Origin of the sequence: Brevibacillus sp. JB24b, from assembly GCF_051713385.1 — a bacterium.
In the GTDB taxonomy this organism is placed as follows: Bacteria; Bacillota; Bacilli; order Brevibacillales; family Brevibacillaceae; genus Brevibacillus_B; species Brevibacillus_B laterosporus.
On record NZ_JBNVQV010000001.1, the window covers coordinates 3,162,828 to 3,183,903 of the forward strand.

Annotated in this window: 18 protein-coding genes, 4 pseudogenes and 1 riboswitch; of the genes and pseudogenes, 5 read left to right on the plus strand and 17 right to left on the minus strand. The window is 39.1% G+C overall.

Translation table 11 applies throughout. From position 1 onward, the window contains the following. Positions 1 to 111: 111 nt before the first annotated feature. The 9 genes from ACQV1I_RS14795 to ACQV1I_RS14835 all read right to left on the minus strand — a co-directional run bounded on the left by ACQV1I_RS14795 (position 112) and on the right by ACQV1I_RS14835 (position 9,634). Positions 112 to 1,476, minus strand: coding sequence for an ethanolamine ammonia-lyase subunit EutB (locus ACQV1I_RS14795; protein ID WP_094699769.1), 1,365 nt, complete (start codon positions 1,474 to 1,476; stop codon positions 112 to 114). A gap of 29 nt (positions 1,477 to 1,505) precedes the next feature. Further along, positions 1,506 to 2,936 carry an ethanolamine ammonia-lyase reactivating factor EutA gene (gene eutA / locus ACQV1I_RS14800; protein ID WP_094699768.1) on the minus strand — a complete coding sequence of 477 codons (1,431 nt, stop codon included), beginning with the start codon at positions 2,934 to 2,936 and terminating at the stop codon, positions 1,506 to 1,508. A 128-nt stretch (positions 2,937 to 3,064) separates the two neighbouring features. Beyond that, the gene (locus ACQV1I_RS14805) at positions 3,065 to 4,486 is read right to left on the minus strand and encodes a sensor histidine kinase (RefSeq protein ID WP_026315077.1); all 1,422 of its coding nucleotides are present in this window, start codon (positions 4,484 to 4,486) and stop codon (positions 3,065 to 3,067) included. Then, on the minus strand, positions 4,482 to 5,054 hold the full coding sequence (locus tag ACQV1I_RS14810) for an ANTAR domain-containing response regulator (protein ID WP_003336170.1): 573 nt from the start codon (positions 5,052 to 5,054) through the stop codon (positions 4,482 to 4,484). Before ACQV1I_RS14810 ends, ACQV1I_RS14805 begins: the two co-directional genes overlap by 5 nt. A gap of 46 nt (positions 5,055 to 5,100) precedes the next feature. Beyond that, entirely contained in the window at positions 5,101 to 5,538 is a 438-nt protein-coding gene (locus tag ACQV1I_RS14815) for a EutP/PduV family microcompartment system protein (protein ID WP_018670681.1), read from the minus strand. Between the two features lie 2 nt (positions 5,539 to 5,540). Next, positions 5,541 to 5,894, minus strand: coding sequence for a BMC domain-containing protein (locus ACQV1I_RS14820; RefSeq protein ID WP_026315076.1), 354 nt, complete (start codon positions 5,892 to 5,894; stop codon positions 5,541 to 5,543). Positions 5,895 to 6,085: 191 nt separating this feature from the next. After that, positions 6,086 to 7,225 carry a 1-propanol dehydrogenase PduQ gene (locus tag ACQV1I_RS14825; RefSeq protein ID WP_116335181.1) on the minus strand — a complete coding sequence of 380 codons (1,140 nt, stop codon included), beginning with the start codon at positions 7,223 to 7,225 and terminating at the stop codon, positions 6,086 to 6,088. Positions 7,226 to 7,551: 326 nt separating this feature from the next. Then, a complete protein-coding gene (locus ACQV1I_RS14830) occupies positions 7,552 to 7,899 on the minus strand; it encodes a DUF4430 domain-containing protein (RefSeq protein ID WP_116335182.1) in 348 nt (115 codons plus the stop codon). A 54-nt stretch (positions 7,900 to 7,953) separates the two neighbouring features. Further along, positions 7,954 to 8,106, minus strand: a riboswitch (adenosylcobalamin (AdoCbl) riboswitch). A 97-nt stretch (positions 8,107 to 8,203) separates the two neighbouring features. After that, on the minus strand, positions 8,204 to 9,634 hold the full coding sequence (locus ACQV1I_RS14835) for an NAD(P)/FAD-dependent oxidoreductase (RefSeq protein WP_094699765.1): 1,431 nt from the start codon (positions 9,632 to 9,634) through the stop codon (positions 8,204 to 8,206). A 253-nt stretch (positions 9,635 to 9,887) separates the two neighbouring features. Here ACQV1I_RS14835 and ACQV1I_RS14840 point away from each other — a divergent pair, with 253 nt between their 5' ends. From ACQV1I_RS14840 to ACQV1I_RS14855, 4 genes are all read left to right on the plus strand, one after another. Continuing rightward, positions 9,888 to 10,670 (plus strand): ABC transporter ATP-binding protein, encoded by a 783-nt coding sequence (locus tag ACQV1I_RS14840; protein WP_116335183.1) that lies wholly within the window; start codon positions 9,888 to 9,890, stop codon positions 10,668 to 10,670. Positions 10,671 to 11,396: 726 nt separating this feature from the next. Further along, complete coding sequence (locus tag ACQV1I_RS14845; protein ID WP_438769459.1) at positions 11,397 to 11,717, plus strand: hypothetical protein; 321 nt, start codon at positions 11,397 to 11,399, stop codon at positions 11,715 to 11,717. A 257-nt stretch (positions 11,718 to 11,974) separates the two neighbouring features. Continuing rightward, entirely contained in the window at positions 11,975 to 12,661 is a 687-nt protein-coding gene (locus tag ACQV1I_RS14850) for a queuosine precursor transporter (protein WP_094699762.1), read from the plus strand. 126 nt (positions 12,662 to 12,787) lie between these two features. Further along, positions 12,788 to 13,549 carry a class I SAM-dependent methyltransferase gene (locus tag ACQV1I_RS14855; protein WP_116335184.1) on the plus strand — a complete coding sequence of 254 codons (762 nt, stop codon included), beginning with the start codon at positions 12,788 to 12,790 and terminating at the stop codon, positions 13,547 to 13,549. Between the two features lie 772 nt (positions 13,550 to 14,321). On the opposite strand, the gene ACQV1I_RS14860 is transcribed toward ACQV1I_RS14855, so the two are convergent. The 3 genes and pseudogenes from ACQV1I_RS14860 to ACQV1I_RS14870 all read right to left on the minus strand — a co-directional run bounded on the left by ACQV1I_RS14860 (position 14,322) and on the right by ACQV1I_RS14870 (position 16,534). Next, positions 14,322 to 15,164 (minus strand): arylamine N-acetyltransferase family protein, encoded by an 843-nt coding sequence (locus tag ACQV1I_RS14860; protein ID WP_116335185.1) that lies wholly within the window; start codon positions 15,162 to 15,164, stop codon positions 14,322 to 14,324. A 222-nt stretch (positions 15,165 to 15,386) separates the two neighbouring features. Next, a pseudogene (locus ACQV1I_RS14865) lies at positions 15,387 to 15,656 on the minus strand (Tn3 family transposase); the annotation flags it as partial. A gap of 593 nt (positions 15,657 to 16,249) precedes the next feature. After that, positions 16,250 to 16,534, minus strand: coding sequence for a hypothetical protein (locus tag ACQV1I_RS14870; RefSeq protein WP_116335186.1), 285 nt, complete (start codon positions 16,532 to 16,534; stop codon positions 16,250 to 16,252). Positions 16,535 to 16,734: 200 nt separating this feature from the next. Here ACQV1I_RS14870 and ACQV1I_RS14875 point away from each other — a divergent pair. Further along, positions 16,735 to 17,229, plus strand: a pseudogene (locus tag ACQV1I_RS14875) (Tn3 family transposase); the annotation flags it as partial. A 313-nt stretch (positions 17,230 to 17,542) separates the two neighbouring features. Here the strand turns inward: ACQV1I_RS14875 and ACQV1I_RS14880 are convergent. The 5 genes and pseudogenes from ACQV1I_RS14880 to ACQV1I_RS14900 form a co-directional block, all read right to left on the minus strand. Continuing rightward, positions 17,543 to 17,848, minus strand: coding sequence for a hypothetical protein (locus ACQV1I_RS14880; protein WP_141213036.1), 306 nt, complete (start codon positions 17,846 to 17,848; stop codon positions 17,543 to 17,545). A gap of 422 nt (positions 17,849 to 18,270) precedes the next feature. Continuing rightward, a pseudogene (locus ACQV1I_RS14885) lies at positions 18,271 to 18,772 on the minus strand (sensor histidine kinase); the annotation flags it as partial. 1 nt (position 18,773) lies between these two features. Beyond that, positions 18,774 to 18,995 (minus strand): annotated as a pseudogene (locus ACQV1I_RS14890) (response regulator); the annotation flags it as partial. Positions 18,996 to 19,215: 220 nt separating this feature from the next. After that, positions 19,216 to 19,938 carry a KDGP aldolase gene (locus tag ACQV1I_RS14895; protein ID WP_116335188.1) on the minus strand — a complete coding sequence of 241 codons (723 nt, stop codon included), beginning with the start codon at positions 19,936 to 19,938 and terminating at the stop codon, positions 19,216 to 19,218. A gap of 13 nt (positions 19,939 to 19,951) precedes the next feature. Further along, positions 19,952 to 21,052, minus strand: coding sequence for a DgaE family pyridoxal phosphate-dependent ammonia lyase (locus tag ACQV1I_RS14900; RefSeq protein ID WP_116335195.1), 1,101 nt, complete (start codon positions 21,050 to 21,052; stop codon positions 19,952 to 19,954). Between the last annotated feature and the right edge of the window lie 24 nt (positions 21,053 to 21,076).

The window sequence follows — 21,076 nt, forward strand, 5'->3', positions numbered from 1 at the left end:
TACCATTTCTTGTGTAGCTACTGCCTCTTTAGGGCTGTCCATCATTTGAGATAGAATGCTTTCAATCATGGATTTTAGTTCTTTTTCGTTCACTGTTGTTTCCTCCTTTCTTTACTTTAAGAACACAGAAGCGTCTCCGGCTTTTTTCGTAAGTTTTCCATTTTCAATGAAGCCCATTTTTTCCATCCATTGTTCGAATTCTTTAATTGGAGTCAAGCCTAACAGCTCACGTAATGTAGCTGTATCGTGGTATCCTGTTGTTTGATAGTTCAACATTACGTCGTCACCATGAGGGATACCCATGAAGAAGTTACATCCAGCAGCTGACAATAATACAGCTAAGTTTTCAATATCATTTTGATCTGCTTTCATATGGTTGGTGTAACAAGCATCGCATCCCATTGGAATACCTGTTAATTTACCCATGAAGTGATCTTCAAGACCTGCTCGAATAACTTGCTTAGAGTTGTAGAGATATTCAGGTCCGATAAAGCCAACAACTGTGTTCACAAGGAATGGACTAAACTTCTTAGCAAAACCATAGCAACGTGCTTCCATTGTTACTTGGTCCACTCCATGATGAGCTTCAGAAGACAATTCGGAACCTTGTCCTGTTTCAAAATACATTACGTTTGGACCAGTAGCTGTACCTTCATGCAAAGCTAAATGTTGAGCTTCAGCAATCGTCGCAGCATTAAAACCAAATGCCTCGTTTCCTTTTTCAGAACCAGCAATGGATTGGAAAATCAAATCTGTAGGAGCTCCTTGACGGATAGCATCCATTTGTGTAGTTACGTGAGCTAATACACAAGTTTGTGTAGGAATTTCCCATTTTTGCTTAAACTCTTCAAATCTTTTTAAGACACGCGCAACGCTTTCAGTGGAATCATCTACTGGGTTCAAACCAAGTACCGCATCACCAATACCGTAAGTTAAACCTTCCATTAAGGAAGCTGTAATACCGTCTGGATCATCGGTTGGATGGTTAGGCTGTAAACGAGCAGATAGCGTACCTGCATGACCAATTGTTGTGTTTGCATGAGCAGTAATGCGGATTTTTTTTGCTCCGTAAATCAAGTCAAGGTTGGACATGATTTTTGCTACTGCTGCGATCATTTCAGAAGTTAGACCTCTGGAAATGCGTTTGATATCAGACTCTTTTGTGTTCTCGTTTAGAATCCACTCGCGCAATTCTTCAACTGTCCAGTTTTTAATTTCAGCGTAAATTTTTTCGTTCACTTGATCTTGGATGATGCGTGTTACTTCATCCTTCTCATAAGGAACTACAGGGTTGTTACGTAAATCAGCTAATGTTAGTTGAGCTAGAACAACCTTAGCAGCAACGCGTTCTTCAGCTGAAGTAGCAGCAACACCGGCTAATGTATCCCCAGATTTTACTTCATTCGCTTTTGCTAGGACTTCGATAATGGATGAAAATTGATACATCCGACCAAATAATTTCGTCTTTAAGATCACAAAAGCTCCTCCTCTCATTTGTACATCTCTTAGTTGAATACGAGTGTTTTGATCACTACGGGTAATACTTTTCCATTGGCAATTGGTTTCCCAATGTCAATGTAATCACCATTGTCTACCTGAATACTGTCGATGCACACAACATCTTTTTTGTAGTTCAGTAGTGCATATAGGGTTTGTCCTAGTACCTTCGCCATGTCATGGTGAACAATCACTATGAATGGATACTCTCTTTCAAGTAGCTCAGCCATCCCCTTGTGTATTCCTTTAGCGTATATCTGAATTTCGGGGAAGCTAGGATTCTTTTTCCCTTCAATGGCAATCGCTACTTTTTGTAAATCATTATCTACTTTGAACCACTCTAATTTTTCGCGAATGGCCTGTGCTAGTTTCTCTTCGTCTCCTGATTCGTCCGTTATAGCTACTTTTAGAATCGGTACGTTTTTAATCGGGAACGTTTCCTCTGTATAAGTGATCGTACTACCACTTATTTCAGTAGTATGAGAACCAGCACCAACAACTGTTGCACGAATTGTCTCTACAGAATGAAAGACTTTCATTTGTGTCATAAGTGGAGAGGTAGCAATAGCTCTTCCTAACAAGATGCCGATATCTCCGTAATGAAACACATCCTTCTCTTCATGCTGATAGATATAATCGGCTACGCCACCCGAAAAGGAAATGCATGAAATCGGTTTGTCAAGTTTTAATCCTCTATGAGTGAGAATCGTTTCATAAAAATCGCTTTTTTCTTTTAGACCTACACTTTCTTCTAAAAGCCAAACCATTTCTTGGATGATTGGTTGCAACTTCTCTGCTGTAGCGGTTTGTCCTAGCTGTATGTCGTATCCTCTTTTTTGAATCAACATGTTGATTTTAGGTGCGATATAGATGATTTCATGAGTCACGGGATCTACCTTGATCAATCGCCCACCAATATCTAAACAACCCGTATCTTGTGATTCTCCGTGGCTAAATACCGCTAAATTACTAGTACCGCCACCAATGTCAATGTTGACAATTGAAGTGGAATGTTCCTTCGAATACGTATGTGCCCCTGCTCCTTTTGCAGCAATAATACTTTCAAGATCAGGACCAGCTGTTGCAACAACGAAATCTCCAGCAAAGCCACTCAAGGTAAGTAATACCTCATTCGCATTCTCTTTTCGTGCCGTTTCGCCGGTAATAATAACGGCGCCAGTTTGAATCTCTTCTTTTTTTATGCCAGCTTTTTCATACTGCTCCTGCACAAATACCTTAATTTGTTGAACATCAATTCTGTTAGCAGAGAGCAATGGCGTGAAGCAAATATCACTTCGGTATATCACTTCTTTATTGGTGATGACGATACGTGGAACAGAAAACGTTGAGGCTAAGTTTTGAATATACAGCTTAGAAAACACAATTTGGGTTGTTGATGTTCCCATATCGATACCTACGCTTAGCAATTCCTCTTTCATTTTGTCACCCCCTTATAGCTAGTAGAAAAAAGAAAAGAGGCTTAAAGTTACATACATCCCCATCAACTGAGAATATATAACCTTAAGCCTCTTTGCTTATTTCATACTACGTCTTTGTAGTATCAATATTATATTTTGAAAGAAAAAGTAACAGATGTTCCATTTTCGGTAGAAGCAATTTTCATGCTCCCCTTTAGTTTATCCTTAACATAGCTTGTGACAATAGATAAACCTAGGCTTTCTTGTGAACATTTATCGACACAGAAACCTTTTCCATTATCCACCACTTCAATGGTTGCAAGCTTTCCTTCTACACACAAGGAAACCCTTACAATTCCCTCCTCCCGATCAGAGAAGGCATGTTCGTAGCAGTTCTGTAGCAACTCATTGATAATAAGCGCTATAGCAACTGTGCGATTACTATCTATACAAATTTTTTGATTAGCTTCTATACGTATATCTATCTTCTTACAATTAACAAAGCAACGTTGAATATTAGCTGCGATTAGCTCGATAACTTCAAGTAAATCTACGTTAGCTTCTATTTGTGTAGAGAGTAGCTCGTGAGTGGCAGCGATAGCTAGTACTCTGCTTACACTCTCATTCAGACATTTCTTTGCTTCTTCACTTTCACATTGTCTAGATTGGATACGCAGTAAGGAAGCTACCGTTTGCAAATTATTTTTAACACGATGATGAATCTCACGGATAGCCACAGATTTTGAGATAATTTCAGCTTCTTTATCTTTAATTTCCGTTACGTCATGTAAAATAACGACTAAACGCAAGTCACGCTCATCAATCAACAATCTTTTTACTTGAAAGAAATACTTAGCAACATGTACATCTTTCTGGAATTGACTTAGGTTTGTCTCGTCAAATTCCCTCATTACTTCTACAAACAAAGTTTGATCTAAAGACAGGTTATCGTAATGTAGACCCTGTATATCTTCTAAATACCCCAAATTTTTATATTGTCTATCCGCTTTGCTATTCTTCAGTTTTAAAAAACCATCTTTATCAAAGATTAATATAGCGTCATCAAGCTGATTGATAACGGATTCATTAAATCTGATCATAGCTGTTACGGTAGATGCTATATCTTCGTATTGGGAATCGTTTTTGGTTACTTTAAAATTAGCATTGATGTTTTCACTTACATCTTTTTCATAGATAAGTACAGCAATGACTTTTCCATCTAGATGAATTGGATATACCGTTTGTCGAACCAATTGGTTCTCTTGGGTTTTTGCAACAAGTCCTACTGACATAACTCCTGTTTCTAACGTCCGGAGTACACCAGGCTCATTTTCCCTTAAAGCAACTTCGCCAACAACAGGACATTGATACAAAGATTGCGCTATCCCATGAGTTTGATGGTAGACAACAATAGCTTCGTTTGTCAGTTTCGAAAGGACATCAATAAAAAGGTCCCTTCCCTCCTGCAAATCAAATAATTCATTAGAATGGGCTACTTCAATGATTTTCTGAATCTCAGCGTCTGATAAATGAGTATGTTTTTTACACAACTGCGTAATGGTTTCTCTAATCATAAGAGATCACGATTGTGGTAGCGATTTCAATCATAGGACATCTTTTATCCATACTCAATTTACGAATGGTCTGATACGCTTCTTCTTCAGAAAAACCATTTTCTTTCATCAAAATCCCTTTTGCCTTCTCAATTGCAATTCGTTCCTCTAGCTTTTGAGAGACCTTTGTATAGTTTTTTTCTAGCTTACGAAATTCTTTTCCTTTGGCGATGGTAACTTCAACCATTGGTATGAAAGATTTTTCATCAAGTGGTTTCACTAGATAACCCAAAGCACCAATACTAGAAGCCTTTTCAATACTTTCTTTATCACTAAAGGCTGTCAACAGAACGACGCCACCAGCTAATTGCTCCGAAAGGATTCTTTTTCCCGCTTTTAATCCATCTAGGATAGGCATCTGAATATCCATAATCACTAGATCAGGCAAATGCTTTTTACATAACTCAATGGCCTCAAAACCGTCTGAAGCTTCCCCTACTACATTGTAGTTCGCTTCTTTTAAAATCTCACGAATATCCATTCTTGTAATAGGCTCGTCATCGACTACTACAATTTTTCCATTCATGGGTACCACACCTCATTGTCTAAGAAAAATAAATACTTCTCAAATCTTATTCATCATCATTTAAGTAGTTCTGTAGCTCTTCTATACCTATGTTTTCAGTAGAGGAGATCTCGAAAATTTGCGAAGCACCCGCTGCTAGTAAGTATTCCCTAGCTTTTCTCACGTCCTCCGCATTTTTGGCAATGTCTACTTTTGTGATGATACCAATAACTGGTTTCGCAAATACACAGCCAAAAGAGGGTGGAAAATAACAATCCTCGTTTGTGCAATCTTGCACAAGGCCAATGACATCCGCATCGACACTTGTCACAAGCAACATTCTATATAAACCTCTATTTTCTATACATTCCCCAGGTGTATCAATGGCTTGGTCGAAAGTTTCAATGGCTTGTGTTTTCTTATAGGCGATCACATGTCCGTGAAGTCGCTGGCATAAAGTGGTCTTACCACATCCTGTATTTCCTGTTAAAATGATTTTCTTCATAACTACGTTCTCGTTATCTTCGTAGCTGAAAATCCTAAAATATCTTGTAAGCCAAGCAACACTTCATTTAATGCGGACTCCACAGAGGATACATCGCCTGTAACCACCACTGATCCACTGAAACGATCCACAAAACCAATAAGTACGCCAGCAGCTTTCGTTGCTATATCAGCAGCGATAATCGATGCTTCACTTGGGGTAATGGTTAAAATACCAATTGCATCCTTCGTATCACTACTTAATCCTAGCTTTTTATAAATATCTGGATTCGGATTAGCTATGATATGAGCTAGTGTGACCTGTTTACCCGGTACATACTCTTGAATAACACGTTGTTTCTCATTGTTTTGGCTCATAAACCTCATCCCATCTGCTTGAAAAAACTTTAAAAACACATAAAGGCCCCTTAAAAAATACACATGGCAATTTTTAAGGAGCCTCTTCGCTCTCAATTAAAATTCTTAACACGTCATTGTGTTAATTTCACTATATTTGAACTTGTAAACGATGTCAATACTTCATTAGACGAATTTCGACAAAATATTCGCTACTGAAACATTTTGTTCAAAATTCCAATAACGTCTTCTTCCGTTGGCACACGTGGATTTGTTATTGTACATCCATCCTTTAGCGCCCCTTCTGCAATCGCATTTCTCATTTCTTCTAGCAGCTTATACTCGATACCACAATCCCGCAAATTTGTTGGCATTTTTAATTGTTTTTGTAATTGCTTGATCGCATTAATTAAGCTACGTACCCCACTTCTCGTATTGCTTGCTGGTAGACCTAAGCTTTTTGCAATAGCAGCGTATCTCTTAGCTGTTTTTTGATTTTCAACTTCGCCATACCCTGTTCCACAATTCGCATTGAATTCGATGACATGTGGAAGCAGTAAGGAATTCATGCGGCCATGAGGAATGTGGAACTTAGCTCCAGCTACATGGGCAATTCCGTGATTGAGGCCTAGTGATGTAACATTAAAGGCCATTCCTGCAAGGCATGAAGCATTGTGCATTTTTTCACGTGCTTCTAAATCATTACCATCCTTGTATGCTCTTACTAAATATTCAAAGACAAGCTTCATCGCCTTTTCCGCAAGAGCATCAGAAATATCATTTGCTTTTGTAGACACAAACGCCTCGATGGCATGCGTCAAAACATCCATTCCCGTATCGGCTGTAATAAAATCAGGGACACTTTTTACTAGCTCTGGGTCTAAAATAGCTTCTTCAGGAGTCATATCATTCGACACAAGTGGATACTTAATATTTTTTTGTTGGTCACTTATGACTGAAAATGCGGTTACTTCTGAACCCGTTCCACTTGTTGTCGGAATAGCAATGAAAGGAATATCTTGTTGTGCGGACACTTGTTTCGTAAAATATTTCATTGCTTTCGCGGCATCAATAGCGGAGCCTCCTCCAAGTGCAACAATCGTATCAGTTTCAAACTCACTGAGTGCTTTCATCCCACTCACAACAACTTCGATTGGTGGATCTGGAACGATGTCGCTAAAAACCATGTGCTTATTACTTTCATCAATTTGGTTAATGACTTGTTGAATCATTCCCGATTGAACCATGAAAGGGTCGGTGACAATAAAAATCCGTTTCCCTTTCAGATCCTGTAGACGATTCAAAGCACCTTGTCCCATGTAAATGTCTGTTTTAAAACTTACCTTATCCATGCTGACACCTCCATTTGAAATAAAAAAAGAGGCTTTTTAGAAGGGAATATTCCCTTTAAAAGCCTCTTTGCTATCTACATAAGTAACACGTCTTTGTGTAACCTGTATTCTGTTTTCTATCAATACTGTACTACTATATTTATCATATAGTCAACTATGTATTGGTTGTTATTTTTAAAAACACTATACACGTCTTTGTGTATAAAAACCTTTTGCATCAAAGGTTTGATAAGATTCGTCAAGCACTACATTGTGCCTGTTCTGTTTGTCAAGACTTATCAAAATGTTGATTTGTCAATTTGTGTAACAAAGGAGTAAAAGTGGTGCTAGTCCGAAATTAAAAACACCGTGGGTGCTCCGTTCACTTCGTACAGCCTATACTTTTTCTCTGCTCCATTTTGTTTTTCAATTTCAATTGACGTAATAAATCCATTATCGTCTTCCACTTTAAATTTGGTTTTCATCAACTCATACAAGGTTTGATCCCCTTTGAATTGAATCGTTTTTTCAGCATCTTTTGTTTTACCCTGATCAGTTGAACCCTGTACAACGACCTTGTTTTCAACCTTTTCTTCTGCTGCTGTGTTTTGTGCTACTTCATTTTTTGAACAACCTATTACACTTACCATTGCAAGTGCAACAAGTAAGGCGATTTGACAAACCTTTTTTAACATATTCGCTCCTTTCTCCATTAAAAAAGTCTAGCGAGGCGGGAAACATCACTAGACATGGACTAACCACCTTCGCCTCGAAATGGTTAGCCTTTCAATAGTTTTTAGGTAAAAGACCTGACTTAAGACTAAAAAACAGTCTATCACAGTGGCGGGACCGCGTTGGATTTACACCAAACTTCCATCACCTAAAACTATAAATTTAATTAAGTAAATGAGGTGTGACCCATTTGAAAACATTATAGCACAAGAAATGGACTTGACAATCATACTGTTGTGACAAAATGTAGTTGTATTCTTCCATATTTTAAGATAGCTGACGTAAAATTCCCCGAGCGATATGAACTCCACATGCCCCTGCCTGCGCGAGTCCACGTGTTAAACCTGCTCCATCACCACCAGCGTATAAACCAATAATTTCCGTTTCAAAGTGGAGGTTCAAATGTGGGCGTGCTGAATAGAATTTCGCTTCTACTCCATAAAACAGGGTGTGTTCGCTGGCAATACCTGGCGTAACATGATCAAGTGCCTCCACCATTTCAATTAGGCTTTTCATCGTATTATAAGGTAATACTAATCCGAGATCACCTGGAACAGCTTCTTTTAACGTTGGTTCAATAAATCCCTCTTTCAGTCGCTTATCTGTGGAACGACGACCGCGTTTTATATCACCAAAGCGTTGTACAATCACCGAACCGTTGGATAGATCATTAGCACGTCGTGATACCTCTTTAGCGTATTCGTTCGGCTTATCAAATGGCTCAGTAAATACATGAGACACAAGCAAGGCAAAGTTCGTGTTAGGCGAACCAAGCTTCTCATCTTTATATGCGTGACCATTAGCCGCCATAACCCCGCTGTGATTCTCTACGACAACATGACCGCTTGGATTGGAACAAAAACTACGCACAATTTGATCCGTAGAAGACTTAAATAAAAATTTCCCTTCATATAGATGCTTATTGATTTCCTCCATCACCACGTTGGTGGTTTCTACGCGAACTCCCACATCTACTTGATTGTTAATCAACCGTAAGCCCTGCTTTTTCAATATCTCACCGAACCATTGTGAACCGTCTCGGCCAGGAGTAATAACTATTTTATTTGCCCGATACTCCTGACCCTTTTTACAGGTAATCCCGCGAATTTCTTTCCCATTGTCTGTTTTCTCAACAATGATATCTTCCACTTCCTGTTTGAAGATCATCTTCATTTGTGGTTCTAGCTCTTCGTAGATCCTCTTCAAAATTTCTAAATTTTGCTCTGTGCCTAAATGACGAACATTAGCACGTAATAGTTTAAGTCCAACTGCTTGCCCCTTACGTTCTATATCACGGACCGCATCCGTAGTTGGATCAGTAATATGGGGTGTTGCTCCGAGTTTTAAGTTTATTTCATCTACATATTTTATCAGTTCGAGTACTTCAGAAGGTGCTAAATAATCAGTCATCCAGCCGCCAAATTCTGTCGTGATGTTGAATTTTCCATCTGAATAAGCCCCTGCTCCCCCAAATCCATTGGTAATAGAGCAAGCTGGCAAACACCCACTATAATCCTTTCGACCTGCTGGAGGCGGACATTTACTGATTTTTTTCTCAAGGATGGGACAGCGACGCGAGTAAATATTGTGCCCTTTTTCAATCAACAGGATCTGTAAATCCGGTTTTTTATGAATCAATTCATAAGCCGTAAAAATTCCTGCTGGACCAGCTCCGACAATGATAACATCATAATTCATAGAAGTTGCCCCCTTGAAAATGTTAGGAAATTACAAACCCTATTGATTATAACATCACTTTTTGAATAATCAAGATTAAACCCGAACATTTTTTATATAAACATGATTTTTATTCGTGTTATTGCCTTGCATCCTTCTTTGCAAAACGCATGATTAAACGATTTTCCACTCATGTCCTTTCATTTCTAGATTAATAAATGAGACAGAAAATTAGTACAATGTTTAAAATGACGAAAAAGGAGAGAGCCTGTTCGTGCAAGCTGAACAAATCCTTACCTTATACAAGATCTGCTGGAAACGTGGCGATACACCTATTCTCAAAGAGATAAGCTGGGACATTCATTCTGGAGAGCATTGGTGTCTACTAGGTTTAAATGGATCAGGTAAATCTACCATCCTACAACTCCTAAACGGCTATCTTTGGCCTACGTCTGGAGAAATTGAGGTTCTTGGAAAAAAATTTGGTACCTATGACTTGCGGCAGTTACGTAAAGAAATTGGTCTTGTTAGTAGTTCTCTGCAACAACAGCTACGAGGAAGTGATACCGCCATAGATATTGTATTATCTGGTAAACACGCTTCTCTAAGCCTATACGAACCGACGATTCAAGGTGAAGTAGAGCAGGCAAAGGCCTTATTAGAACAATTTGGTTGTACTCATTTACAGCACCGTACCTATCAGGTTTTGTCACAGGGTGAACGACAACGCATTTTATTAGCTCGTGCCCTAATGGCATCCCCGCGGTTGTTGATTTTAGATGAACCTACAACAGGTCTTGATTTCATAGCTTGCGAACAATTATTACAATACGTTGATACACTTACTAAACAACCTAATGCCCCTACCATTATCTACGTTACCCATCATATTGAAGAGATCTTACCTTGTTTCACGCATACGCTCTTGCTCAAAGATGGGAGCATTTTTGATTCTGGTCGGACTAATGACATGCTTGTTCCCGAGCTTTTATCCCGTTTTTTCGGAATTCCGGTTCAGCTTGAACACATTATGGGTCGACATTGGTTGTTTTGCTAAGAACCTGTTGGCAAGCGTCTTTCAGGGGTCTCTATCTACATATAGGAAAAACTTATGGGTAAAAGAAAAAAGGAGCTCCCTATAAGTGAGCATGATTGGGGGCTAATGGAAGGATGTTTCTTGTACCGGATTTGGATGGTCTCCGCTTGACATATGGCTGAAATACAAAGCCTAATTGGTAGCACAAAACTAAAAAAGGACTGATTTCATTATGTGTGGGATTTGAAACTAAGCATAAACAAAGAGACTTACTGCTTCCCAAGCACCGTCAAAGCATCATGAAAAAAATAGAGCTGGATTTGTTAAACGATCCAAATATACTGTCCGTATTTTATGGAGGTTCAATTGGAAACCAAAATACCGATCTGTATTCCGACATTGATCTTCCATTATCGTCAAAGATGAGTTTTTTGAAGAGTATCGGGCAAACAAGAAGCAACGAGCGAAAAACTGGGGGAACGTTTTATTTTATGAGGATGACCCGTTAGCAAATTACAGTGTTGCACATTTTTGTTCTTTTATAATGGTGGACTCCTTTTATTATCAAACAGAAGAAATGCAGCCCTCCATCTGGTTACAAAATATACGGATTATCCATGATACGGATGGAATGATGACGAACATTCTGGAGCAGTCCATGCAATTATTATATACACCGACCACCGAAGACATTGAAATATCGCGATCCAAGTTTTTGCTTATGTTCACGAAACTTACCGCAGGGTAATGAGAGAAGAAATGTACTATGCCCTACAATGCGTCGACACCTTGCGTTTCTTAGTGGCGGCAGCATGGCTTATGGAGGCAGGAACACAGCCGAATACTCTTGATGATTGGGCAAAAATGGAAGGAAGCAGGAGTAACTTGCAAAACTGGCAACTAACTCTTCTTGCAAACTGGGACTGTAGTAGAGATTCAGTTAAAATCCTCCATGTGTTACATTGCATCATCGTAGAATATAAGAAGGTTCACAATAATCTATGCCGAGAATATCATATAGCTGAGAATCCTGAATGGGTCGATGGAGTTTTTGATATGATTCTATAGCAATTTCAAATATAGGGGGTAGCCATTTGCTGCTCTTCTTTGTTTTGGTAGGAAGAGCGCTTTTTGTATTCGTTTGTTTTTCTCTAAAAAATTTCTTTGAAAGCTGGTTAAACGATACCCCTCAATCAAAGAATAACTACTGATGTGGAAAAAAGCATTGAACCACAGGGTGAAGCTTGTTACAATGAATCGTTGTGACAACTTCATACACTCTTCGCGGTTCGAGATCTCCCGCGTTATCAAAACTAGGAGGATACATGTTTAATTTATGGTTTGGGATTGGCTTTGTGCTGGTCAATTTTATATTATTCTTAGTATGCTATCGTTTTTTTGGCAAAGTAGGCTTGTATGCTTGGATTGGATTTGCCACCGTGCTCGCCAACATTCAAGTGGTGAAGATCGTCGAGCTGTTTGGTTTTGCCATGACGCTTGGAAATACGATGTATGCTACCATTTATCTATGTAGTGACCTACTCAATGAGAAATATGGGCAAGAGCAGGCAAAAAAAGCCGTCTGGTTTGGCTTCTTTACGCTAATCACCACAACAATTATCATGCAGATGGCTTTGAAATTTGTGCCCCATCCAGACGAACTGGCGAAACAAGATGCGTTAGCTATGATCTTTGGTCTCTTACCACGTCTGGCAATCGCTAGTTTAACATCATACTTTATTAGCCAGTTTTTAGATGTGCGTATTTATACTTTTTTAAAGAAGATATGTCCGAAACGAAATCAATTGTGGATTCGAAATAACGGAAGTACTTTAATTAGCCAATTAGTTGATACCGTAATCTTCTGCACCATTGCTTTCCTAGGGGAACTGCCTATGAATATTTGGTTTCACATTTTAATCACGACTTATCTGATTAAATTTGTGGTTTCGGCAGCTTCTACACCGATTTTATATATAGCACGAAACTTTACATTTTCAAAAGAAGGATAGGTTTTTTTACTAGCTATCCTTTCAAAATAAGAGGTCCGTTTGTACATGAAAATTCATGTGGCAAGCGGACTTTTTCATTCAGCTAAGAAAGTGATATAATATTCTGATAAGTAAGGAGGTACTACTATGCTGGGTTTTTATAATCATTTATCTTCAGAAGTATATGATTTGGATAAACCAATTGGTCGTTCATTTGGTGATGTAGAATTTTATAAGGAAAGGTTACTCTCAAATAAAGGAAAAATCCTTGAACCAGCTGTAGGTACAGGTCGGATACTTATTCCACTATTGGAAAGTGGCCTACACGTAGATGGTTACGATAGCTCACCAGAAATGCTTCGAATCTGCCAGGATCACTGTCAAAAAAGAGGCTTATCTCCTACCCTTTTTGAAGCAAATATGGAAACCTATTTATCACCTACTTCGTATGAAACGATTATCGTACCTACTGGCACATTTTTATTGCTTTATGAAAGAGAATCCTCCATCAGAGCCTTACAGAATTTCTATCACAATTTGGAGAACGGCGGGAAATTCATCGTAGATCTATTTTTACAAACAGAGTTTACCTTTGGTACAACCTCAACAAGGGCGTGGACATGTGACAATGCTGATGTAATCACGTATCAAGATACCTTAGTTGAAGTAGATCATATTAATCAATATAGCATTTCTTATGGCAGGTATGAGAAATGGCGAAAAGGTACTCTGATAGAAACAGAGCTAGAACGTTTTCCCCTACGTTGGTATGGTGTAGAAGAATTTAGATTGATTCTTGAGAAAATTGGATTTGATCAAATTATCATTTCTGCTGATTATCAGTTTGGTGTATATCCAACAAAAACAACAAAAATGATTACCTTTGAAGCGATTGCTAACAAAGCATGATAGGGTGGCCTTTAGTAATGGGATTGGAAGGTTCGGGATTCTGCTGATAAAGTGGATATTTATTATGTGACCGTTGTACGCTATAAAGCCAACACATGTAAAAAATTTTAGATGTGCAATACTATGAAGCTGATAGAGTTAGTTATAAATAAAAATTAATTATAGGAGGGAAAGAGGTAATGTATTTTCCTCTTCACCCTCCTATATATGAAAGGACGCTAGTTATTATCAGAGCGACCGTCCGAATCCCCTATATTCGGACATTTCTTTATTTTGATTCATCCCCATTGCATCACTAACTTTCCATTGTGTTTTCAATATCAAAATCAAAATAAGCTCATCAGCTAACATTTTATCCGCAGTTGTTTCCCCCTCGTATTTGCATTCCAAAAGTTTTTTTCCATACAGTTCATAACCACATTCCCTTCAATACCAGCCCACCGATAGGTCCCCCGTCAGGGGGGCTACTAAGAAACTTATTATTAAAAATAGAAACTTCTTAAAACATGCTAAAAAAGGAGCGAACGGACAAACAAAAAGTATGCGGCACGAAGAAAATGTTCTGGTGGAACTAACTCTTCTACAGAAACTGATACACGTTTATCACGAGGATTTTTTCATGCCCCTATCATAATAAATCTCTCCTTTTCCTCTTTTTTATCAGTGTTGACACATAAAAAGAGGCTGTGGAGAAAGTTTTCTCCACAGCCTGGTTTTTTGTGATACTGCATAAGAGTGGTAGAGAAATTTTATATGAGTTAGTTTGATTAAGCTAGCCTCTTTTTAAAGTTTTATCGAGGTATTTATTCGGAACAATATTAAATACTTCTGTAAGAATCTGATGATACTCTTCTTCATTTATGGTTCGTTTTCTTTTTTGGCCTTTTTTGGTTTCTGTAAAACTTCGTTTAGTAAGTGAAACATGCCCATCTTCAATTAATTTACAGATAATACATCCTTTGTTAAAAGGAGATTCTGGGTGCTCTACAATAATATTTTGTATGACATTTACTTTATTTGTATCTATTTCATCTAATGTAAATGCATATCCAGTGCGCCATGTATTTGTAGGTTCAGAATCAAGGAATTGAGCGCTCTCCCCATTTTCTCCTTTTTTCATTTCTAGTAGGTAGGTTCCTTTTTCAGTATTTTGTTTACGAATACGGTATTTTCCTGTTTGAGATGAGATGACTTCCCCACTAAATGGGACTGGATATAAAGGAAGATGTGAGGCAAACCCCCCGTCTATAATATATTTCTGATTATTATAATTTAAAATAATAATCACATGCCCATCATCAGGTTTCCACTTACCATCCCCTAAATCGTAGACCGTACCAGATACTCGATAGACATCAAATCCACAATCAATTAAAAAATAATATAATAAGGAATTAAGCTCGTAACATAGTCCTCCGCAATGGGTTAATAGTAATTTTTCTTGGACATTCTCTCTAGAAATTTTTCGGATATTCTTGTCCATAACGTCTAAATTTTCATAGGGTAGTACATATCCCATTTGCAGAAGAATTCCATGTAAATCTTCAAAGGTTACATCTTCTTTTGGAGATATCTGTAACCGGGAGAAAAAATTTTTTTGTAATTCGGTTAACATTGTATACCACCTTCCATTTATAGGTAAATTATCCATTGATTATATGTTACACTTTTAAAATATATAATCAAGTATAAAAAATTAAAATAGAATTTTTCGATGTTAGGTATTTTATATGGGACGGGCTATAAAAGAGGTTGTAATATAAAAACTTTATATAGTTGTACATACAATTCATTTATAGATATTTTAAAAATTGAAACAGCTAGCTATTAAACTAGGTTGGCCTGCTCGGTAAGAATGATGAAGCTCGCCTCGCTTTCCATAGAATATAGCTCTGGCCAAACTATGTCTTGCTTCACCTCTATTTAACTGAGTTAGAATTTTTCGACGATAGTTCTCATCTTTTAAGTATAAAAGCAAATAACGTGTCTTAAAAATTCGTCCAGATTCCCCAATTGCTCGCCCTAACATGGTAGGTTTTCCATTTTGTTGTAATGCTTGGATAAGATGAGTTGCATTGACTTTATTTAGTGTAAGAGAACCAGCAATATGTTAGCGGACATTTGAAACAATACTGAAGGTAGGTTAACACATGGCTATTCGTAAAGAAGAATTGTATAAGATTGATAGACCATCTTGATCAACAAGATGAAAAAGCAGCATTTGATTTTTTAGAATTTCTTGTTCAACGCTCAAAAAAGAAACCTAAAGATTGAGAAAAAATTGATATGGTGTATCCGGATCATGAACCATTGTCTACACAAGAATTAGAACAGTTAAATAGTGAAGAAGGTATGTATCAGGAGAGGATGCAAAACGAGAATTCGGACTACAAATTGATTTACCATAAATCCGCGGTGAAATTTATTGCAAAGCAAGAAAAAGGAATACAAAAAAAGACTTGCTGATGAACTGAAAGGACTCCTAGAAATCCCTCCTGAAGCGGTGAGGTGGGAAAGGTTTCTCATGCGCCCTCTGGGTTAAAAGAGATGCAGGATACGCCGCCCTGCCATTTACCCAACGAAAAAGGGACCCTCGTTTTGAGGGTCTTTTGCCTTTTCTATGGCTGTTGTTGAATCTTGTACGGGCCGTTTTTCAAGTCGTAAAAGCTGGAAAGATACAGGTATCCAGTAGGATCGAGCTTAATTGCCAGCAACAGATCCGGCGTAACGCATTTGATTTAACTCTACGCTGTCCGGCTCTGTGGGATTCTGGCCAACATAATCCGGGTTAGCAATGATGTCCGGGATCAGGTGATGGTAGGCCTCAAAGTTCCCCTTATGCTTTTTCTTCACATGCTTGATAAAGCCAGAATACATCCAAACTTCCGTGGATGGGAGGTTGGTGCCAAGCAATGCGTTGATCGTGCCAACGTCCAAGACGCCGACAGTTTGCCTTCGATTTGTATTTTGATTAACGGTGTACACGTTTTTCGTCCCTACCACCTGTTGAATTTTTCTACATTACCTATAGAGGTACCGCCAACAACATTTTGACGAAAACATCCCCCCCCATACTGAGTGAACGAAAAAAGGACCGGAATAACTCATCCGGTCCCTGATCTTAGGAGGGTCTACGGCATTTATCTGTGCATTTCGCTCTCCAGACACTATTGCACCCCCAATGACATTCTATTCGGGAGGGTAAAGTGCCCTGTGCGCTCATTATGGGTAAGCTTGGCTCCTATGCTCGCCAGAACAAAGTTGCCAAAGCACTTCGAGAGATGGGACGAATTGAAAAGACAATCTTTATCCTATATTACATCTCAAGCGAATCGATGCGGCGCCGTATCCAACGGGGGTTAAACAAAGAAGAAGCAATGAATGCACTGGCACGAGCCATTTTCTTTGGGAAACATAGGGAACTCAGAGAACGTGCTTTGCAGGATCAGTTGCAGCGAGCAAGTGCTTTGAACATCCTGATTAATGCAATTAGTGTTTGGAATACGGTTTATTTAGGCAAAGCTACGGACCTACCCCGAAGTAAAAGCGCGTTACGAGAGGATTTATTAAAGAATATGTCTCCATTAGGATGGGAACATATCAACTTTCTTGACGAGTACCGTTTTGACTCAAAAGGAGTTACCACCTTAGAATCATTGAGGCCATTGAACCAAGAATAGATAGCAATAAAGCCGGTTACACCTTAGAGTGGTGAAAACCGGCTAACTTTATGGCCAAAGCTCCTTAGCGTTGTAAATTCGCGTTTTATGGTAAATGGTATTTATGTTAAATCTTTTGTTTTACATGTAATTACAAATCCTAATCCACCCCAAGTATTTCTTACTTCTGGAATGCCTCCAGCTTCTTTACAATCTTGTGATTGCACTTCTGCAAACTTGTAGTTTCTAACATGTAGAAGGCTCAAGAAAACAAAGCAACCAATAACTAAGATTATAATCAACAGAGGGTAGAACATTTTTTTCCTCTTACTGATTATTGTGGAATTTTACATTTTACATCAAATCCAATACCAGGAAAAGTATTTTTTACTTCTGGAACTCCCCCTGCATCTTTACAATCTTGAGCACGTCGTTCGGCTCCCCTCCTTACAGCTATGATCTTTAATGTTTCATCATCATCCTGATTAGATAATTCCATGGGATTTTTCAGTTGGCCAAGCCAAATAAGCCTTTCCCTATTTTTAGAAGGCTTATTTGTAAGAGCGACCACTATGTTGTTGTCAAAGACGCAAGCATCCATTCCCGTTTCAATCCGCACTCCTACGTCCAATCGCTCCACTTCGTGAACTCATCTCTGACTTTGACGATCCCTGAAGTTAGAATCTTACTTTCCAAATCCCCTTTTTCAGCTTTTGCCATTGTGCTGGAAACGCCCTGTTGCTTTTCACCAGAAAAGACCGCTTAGCTCCCTATTCCAATCACAAGTGCCCCTGTAAGTAGCAATGCCCACCATTTTTTTCGCATATCATATACCTCCCTACTTGTTTCTTGTGGTCATTTATACCTCTTCCCTTTTTTATTCATCGAATGATTCTTCATCTCCATTTTCTTGTCAGTTTCATTACAGTTTAGGAATTAGGACACTAAGTGACCTCATATTTTTCACGATCGATATTACTTTTTTTGTGTAATCCGCATCCTGTAGGATCGTTTTATATCCCAACAACAAAAATAAGATGACAAGTAAAAAACCCCACTTTTTCATCCACATCTATGCTGCTCCACAATATTTTTCGCAATGAATAATCCCAGACCTGTGCTTCCTCCCTGATGGGTTCGTGCTTGGTCACCTGTATAAAACATTTCAAATATATGCGGCAGCTCTTCTAAAGGAATGCAATCTCCATAATTGACAACCTCCACTACCACATCTTCTACATCCAGATAACAGGTAATATCTACAAACTGACCATCACTTCCATAACGAATTGCATTGGTCAAAAGATTTTCAAACACTCGCGCCAGCAGTTCTCCGTCCCCAAAAATATTCAGATGCGGATATTCAGATGCGGAGTTACATTCAATCTAGCTGTCAGTTGTTTTCTCTCAAAAGCAGGGTATAGTTCTTCTGTTAATTGTATGAGCAGTTCACTTAGATCGATTGGTTTTTTTCAATTGTAAGCATTCCGTAGTTCATTCTAGTTATTTCGAATAATTCATCAATCAGCTTTTCTAAACGCTGAGACTTGGTAAAAGCAATGGTCGTTAGACTGTTCTCGAATTAGCCTAGTTACTTCATAACCATTCATCCTTGGCATCATAATATCTAAAATCGCTAGATCAATAGAATGATTTTGGACTGCATGAATAGCTCCTTGCCCATCAGACACTTTAATATAATGGTATCCCTCTTTTTTTACATGTAACGCAATCAATTCTGCAATCTCTGTCTCATCATCAGCTATTAAAATAGTGATACGCTTCATTGTATCCACCTCTAAATAAAGTTAACATTACTGCAATAATAGCAGGTTCCAGATCGTCTATCCGCTTGGGCATTTCATTTTGTTTCCATAATCTAAAATTTCCCATAAAAAATTCCCCTCCAAATAGAGTGTTTATTCCCAACATGAATTGGGATTTCACACTGTCTACTCAAAGGGGATGATTTGGAAATTACGTTTCTAAATTGAAATCAAATACACCCTACAACCACTCTGCCAATGAAATCTTTAAGGCTTGCACATCTTCTACTTTTGTCAAACCAGTCGCTTTATCCACTATGGACGTATAGATATGTGGGATCACTTCTCTAGCTCCATTTGCGATACAAACGCGCACCGTTTCAGCCATATTTTCGACGGTGATTCCACCTGTCGGCTCAAAAATCGTAATACCTGCTTCTACAGCAGCCTTCACCATGGCAGCCAGTTCATCTAATCGATTATTTAACGGATAAAATTTCACGGAAGGTATGCCCATGTCCGCAATTAATGCTGCCGCTGCTTCACATGAGATAGCTTCTTCATACTTCTGACTCTCAGGTCCTGTCGTCACATATACCTTGCCTATGGTACCGCTTGGGGTAATAACCGCATTGACGACTGTATTTGTCGCACCTTCCCCCTCCAATAGTCCAATTGTATAACCAGCTGCTGGAAATACTTGATTCACATGCGGTGGGATGGTGAGCTTGGCCACGTCAGCTACTTTTTTCCACTGGGTGGGGTCAGCCGCCCCTAAGCCTACTGATACGGGAATACCTGCTCTTTGATACTCCTCTACCTTTTCGACCGCCAGTTCGACACTTGGAAATGATTTTACCATAATGCCAACTAATACCTGTCCGTTTAGTATCTCCATGATATCTTTTGCATTCTCAGGATCTCTTGCTAATAAATTGACGCGTACTTTTACATTGCTACCCATCATTGTCCTCCTTTTATGCTTGCCAAATCTCACGTAGACGTAGAGCAATCTGATTTTCTTGTTGGGGAAGCAAGGGTCTCGGATCGATATTGATGATTCCTACATTGGCATAATGATCCCTGGTATAAATAGAGGGATTCCCTTCCTTCAATTTTTGTGTAAGCTCAATAGCCGTCATACCAGCTATGGCTGGATCAATGGTTAGTTGTGCCCGATAGATTTCGCGACCTGCTTCATCTTGAACAATACGCCCTTTGACTCCTGGCAAGTCTTTTATTTGTTCCAAAAATGATTGCATTCGCTCCTTCTGCTCCTTACCCGTATCTCGCTTATTGGCGTAACGTTCTAGTGCCACTACTAAACCAATCAACGCCTCTTTACCAACCTTCATCGCACGCCCTACGCCCTTGTATTGTGCATGGCACGCATCAATTAAGTGCTGTCTGCCACAGATAAAACCAGAGGTTGGTCCCTCTATGGCTTTACCACCACTGTAAATGACCAAATCCACCCCCATTTGAACATACTTGTGCAAATCTTCTTCAGCAGCTGCATCCACAATCACTGGGAGCTGATGTCGACGCCCGATCTCTAGCATGGACTGTAGAGATTGCATCCCTTTCTGTACGGCATGGTGAGATTTGATGTAAAAGAGCGCGGCCGTTTTCTCGCTAATAGCACCTTCAATATGTTCAGCCTCTACCAAATTGGCATGGCCTACCTCAATCACTTGAGCTCCCCCTAAAGCCATCATTTGTGGGACAGCTCCACCAAAATGAACAGAATGCCCCTTCTGTATAATCACTTCATTTGGAACACCTTGTAAAAATGGAATTTTCTCTAGCTTTGCCAGATTGCTTCCCGCAATAATAGCCGCTGTAGCAATTGCTATACCTGCCGAGGCCCCGAGCGTTGGGCAGCCTCCTTCTGCACCTGTTGCTTGTGCGATACGTTTCCCGACCGCAGTTAACAGCTCCTGCATATCCACATAATCCATCGAGGCATCTGAAATAGCACGCGCCACCTCGGGGTGGACAGCACTTGCACCTAGCGCCGTCATCTTTCCACTCGCATTAATGACGGCTTGAAGACCTAGCTGTTGATAGATTGACATAATTTCTTCAGCCTTTCTGTTTCT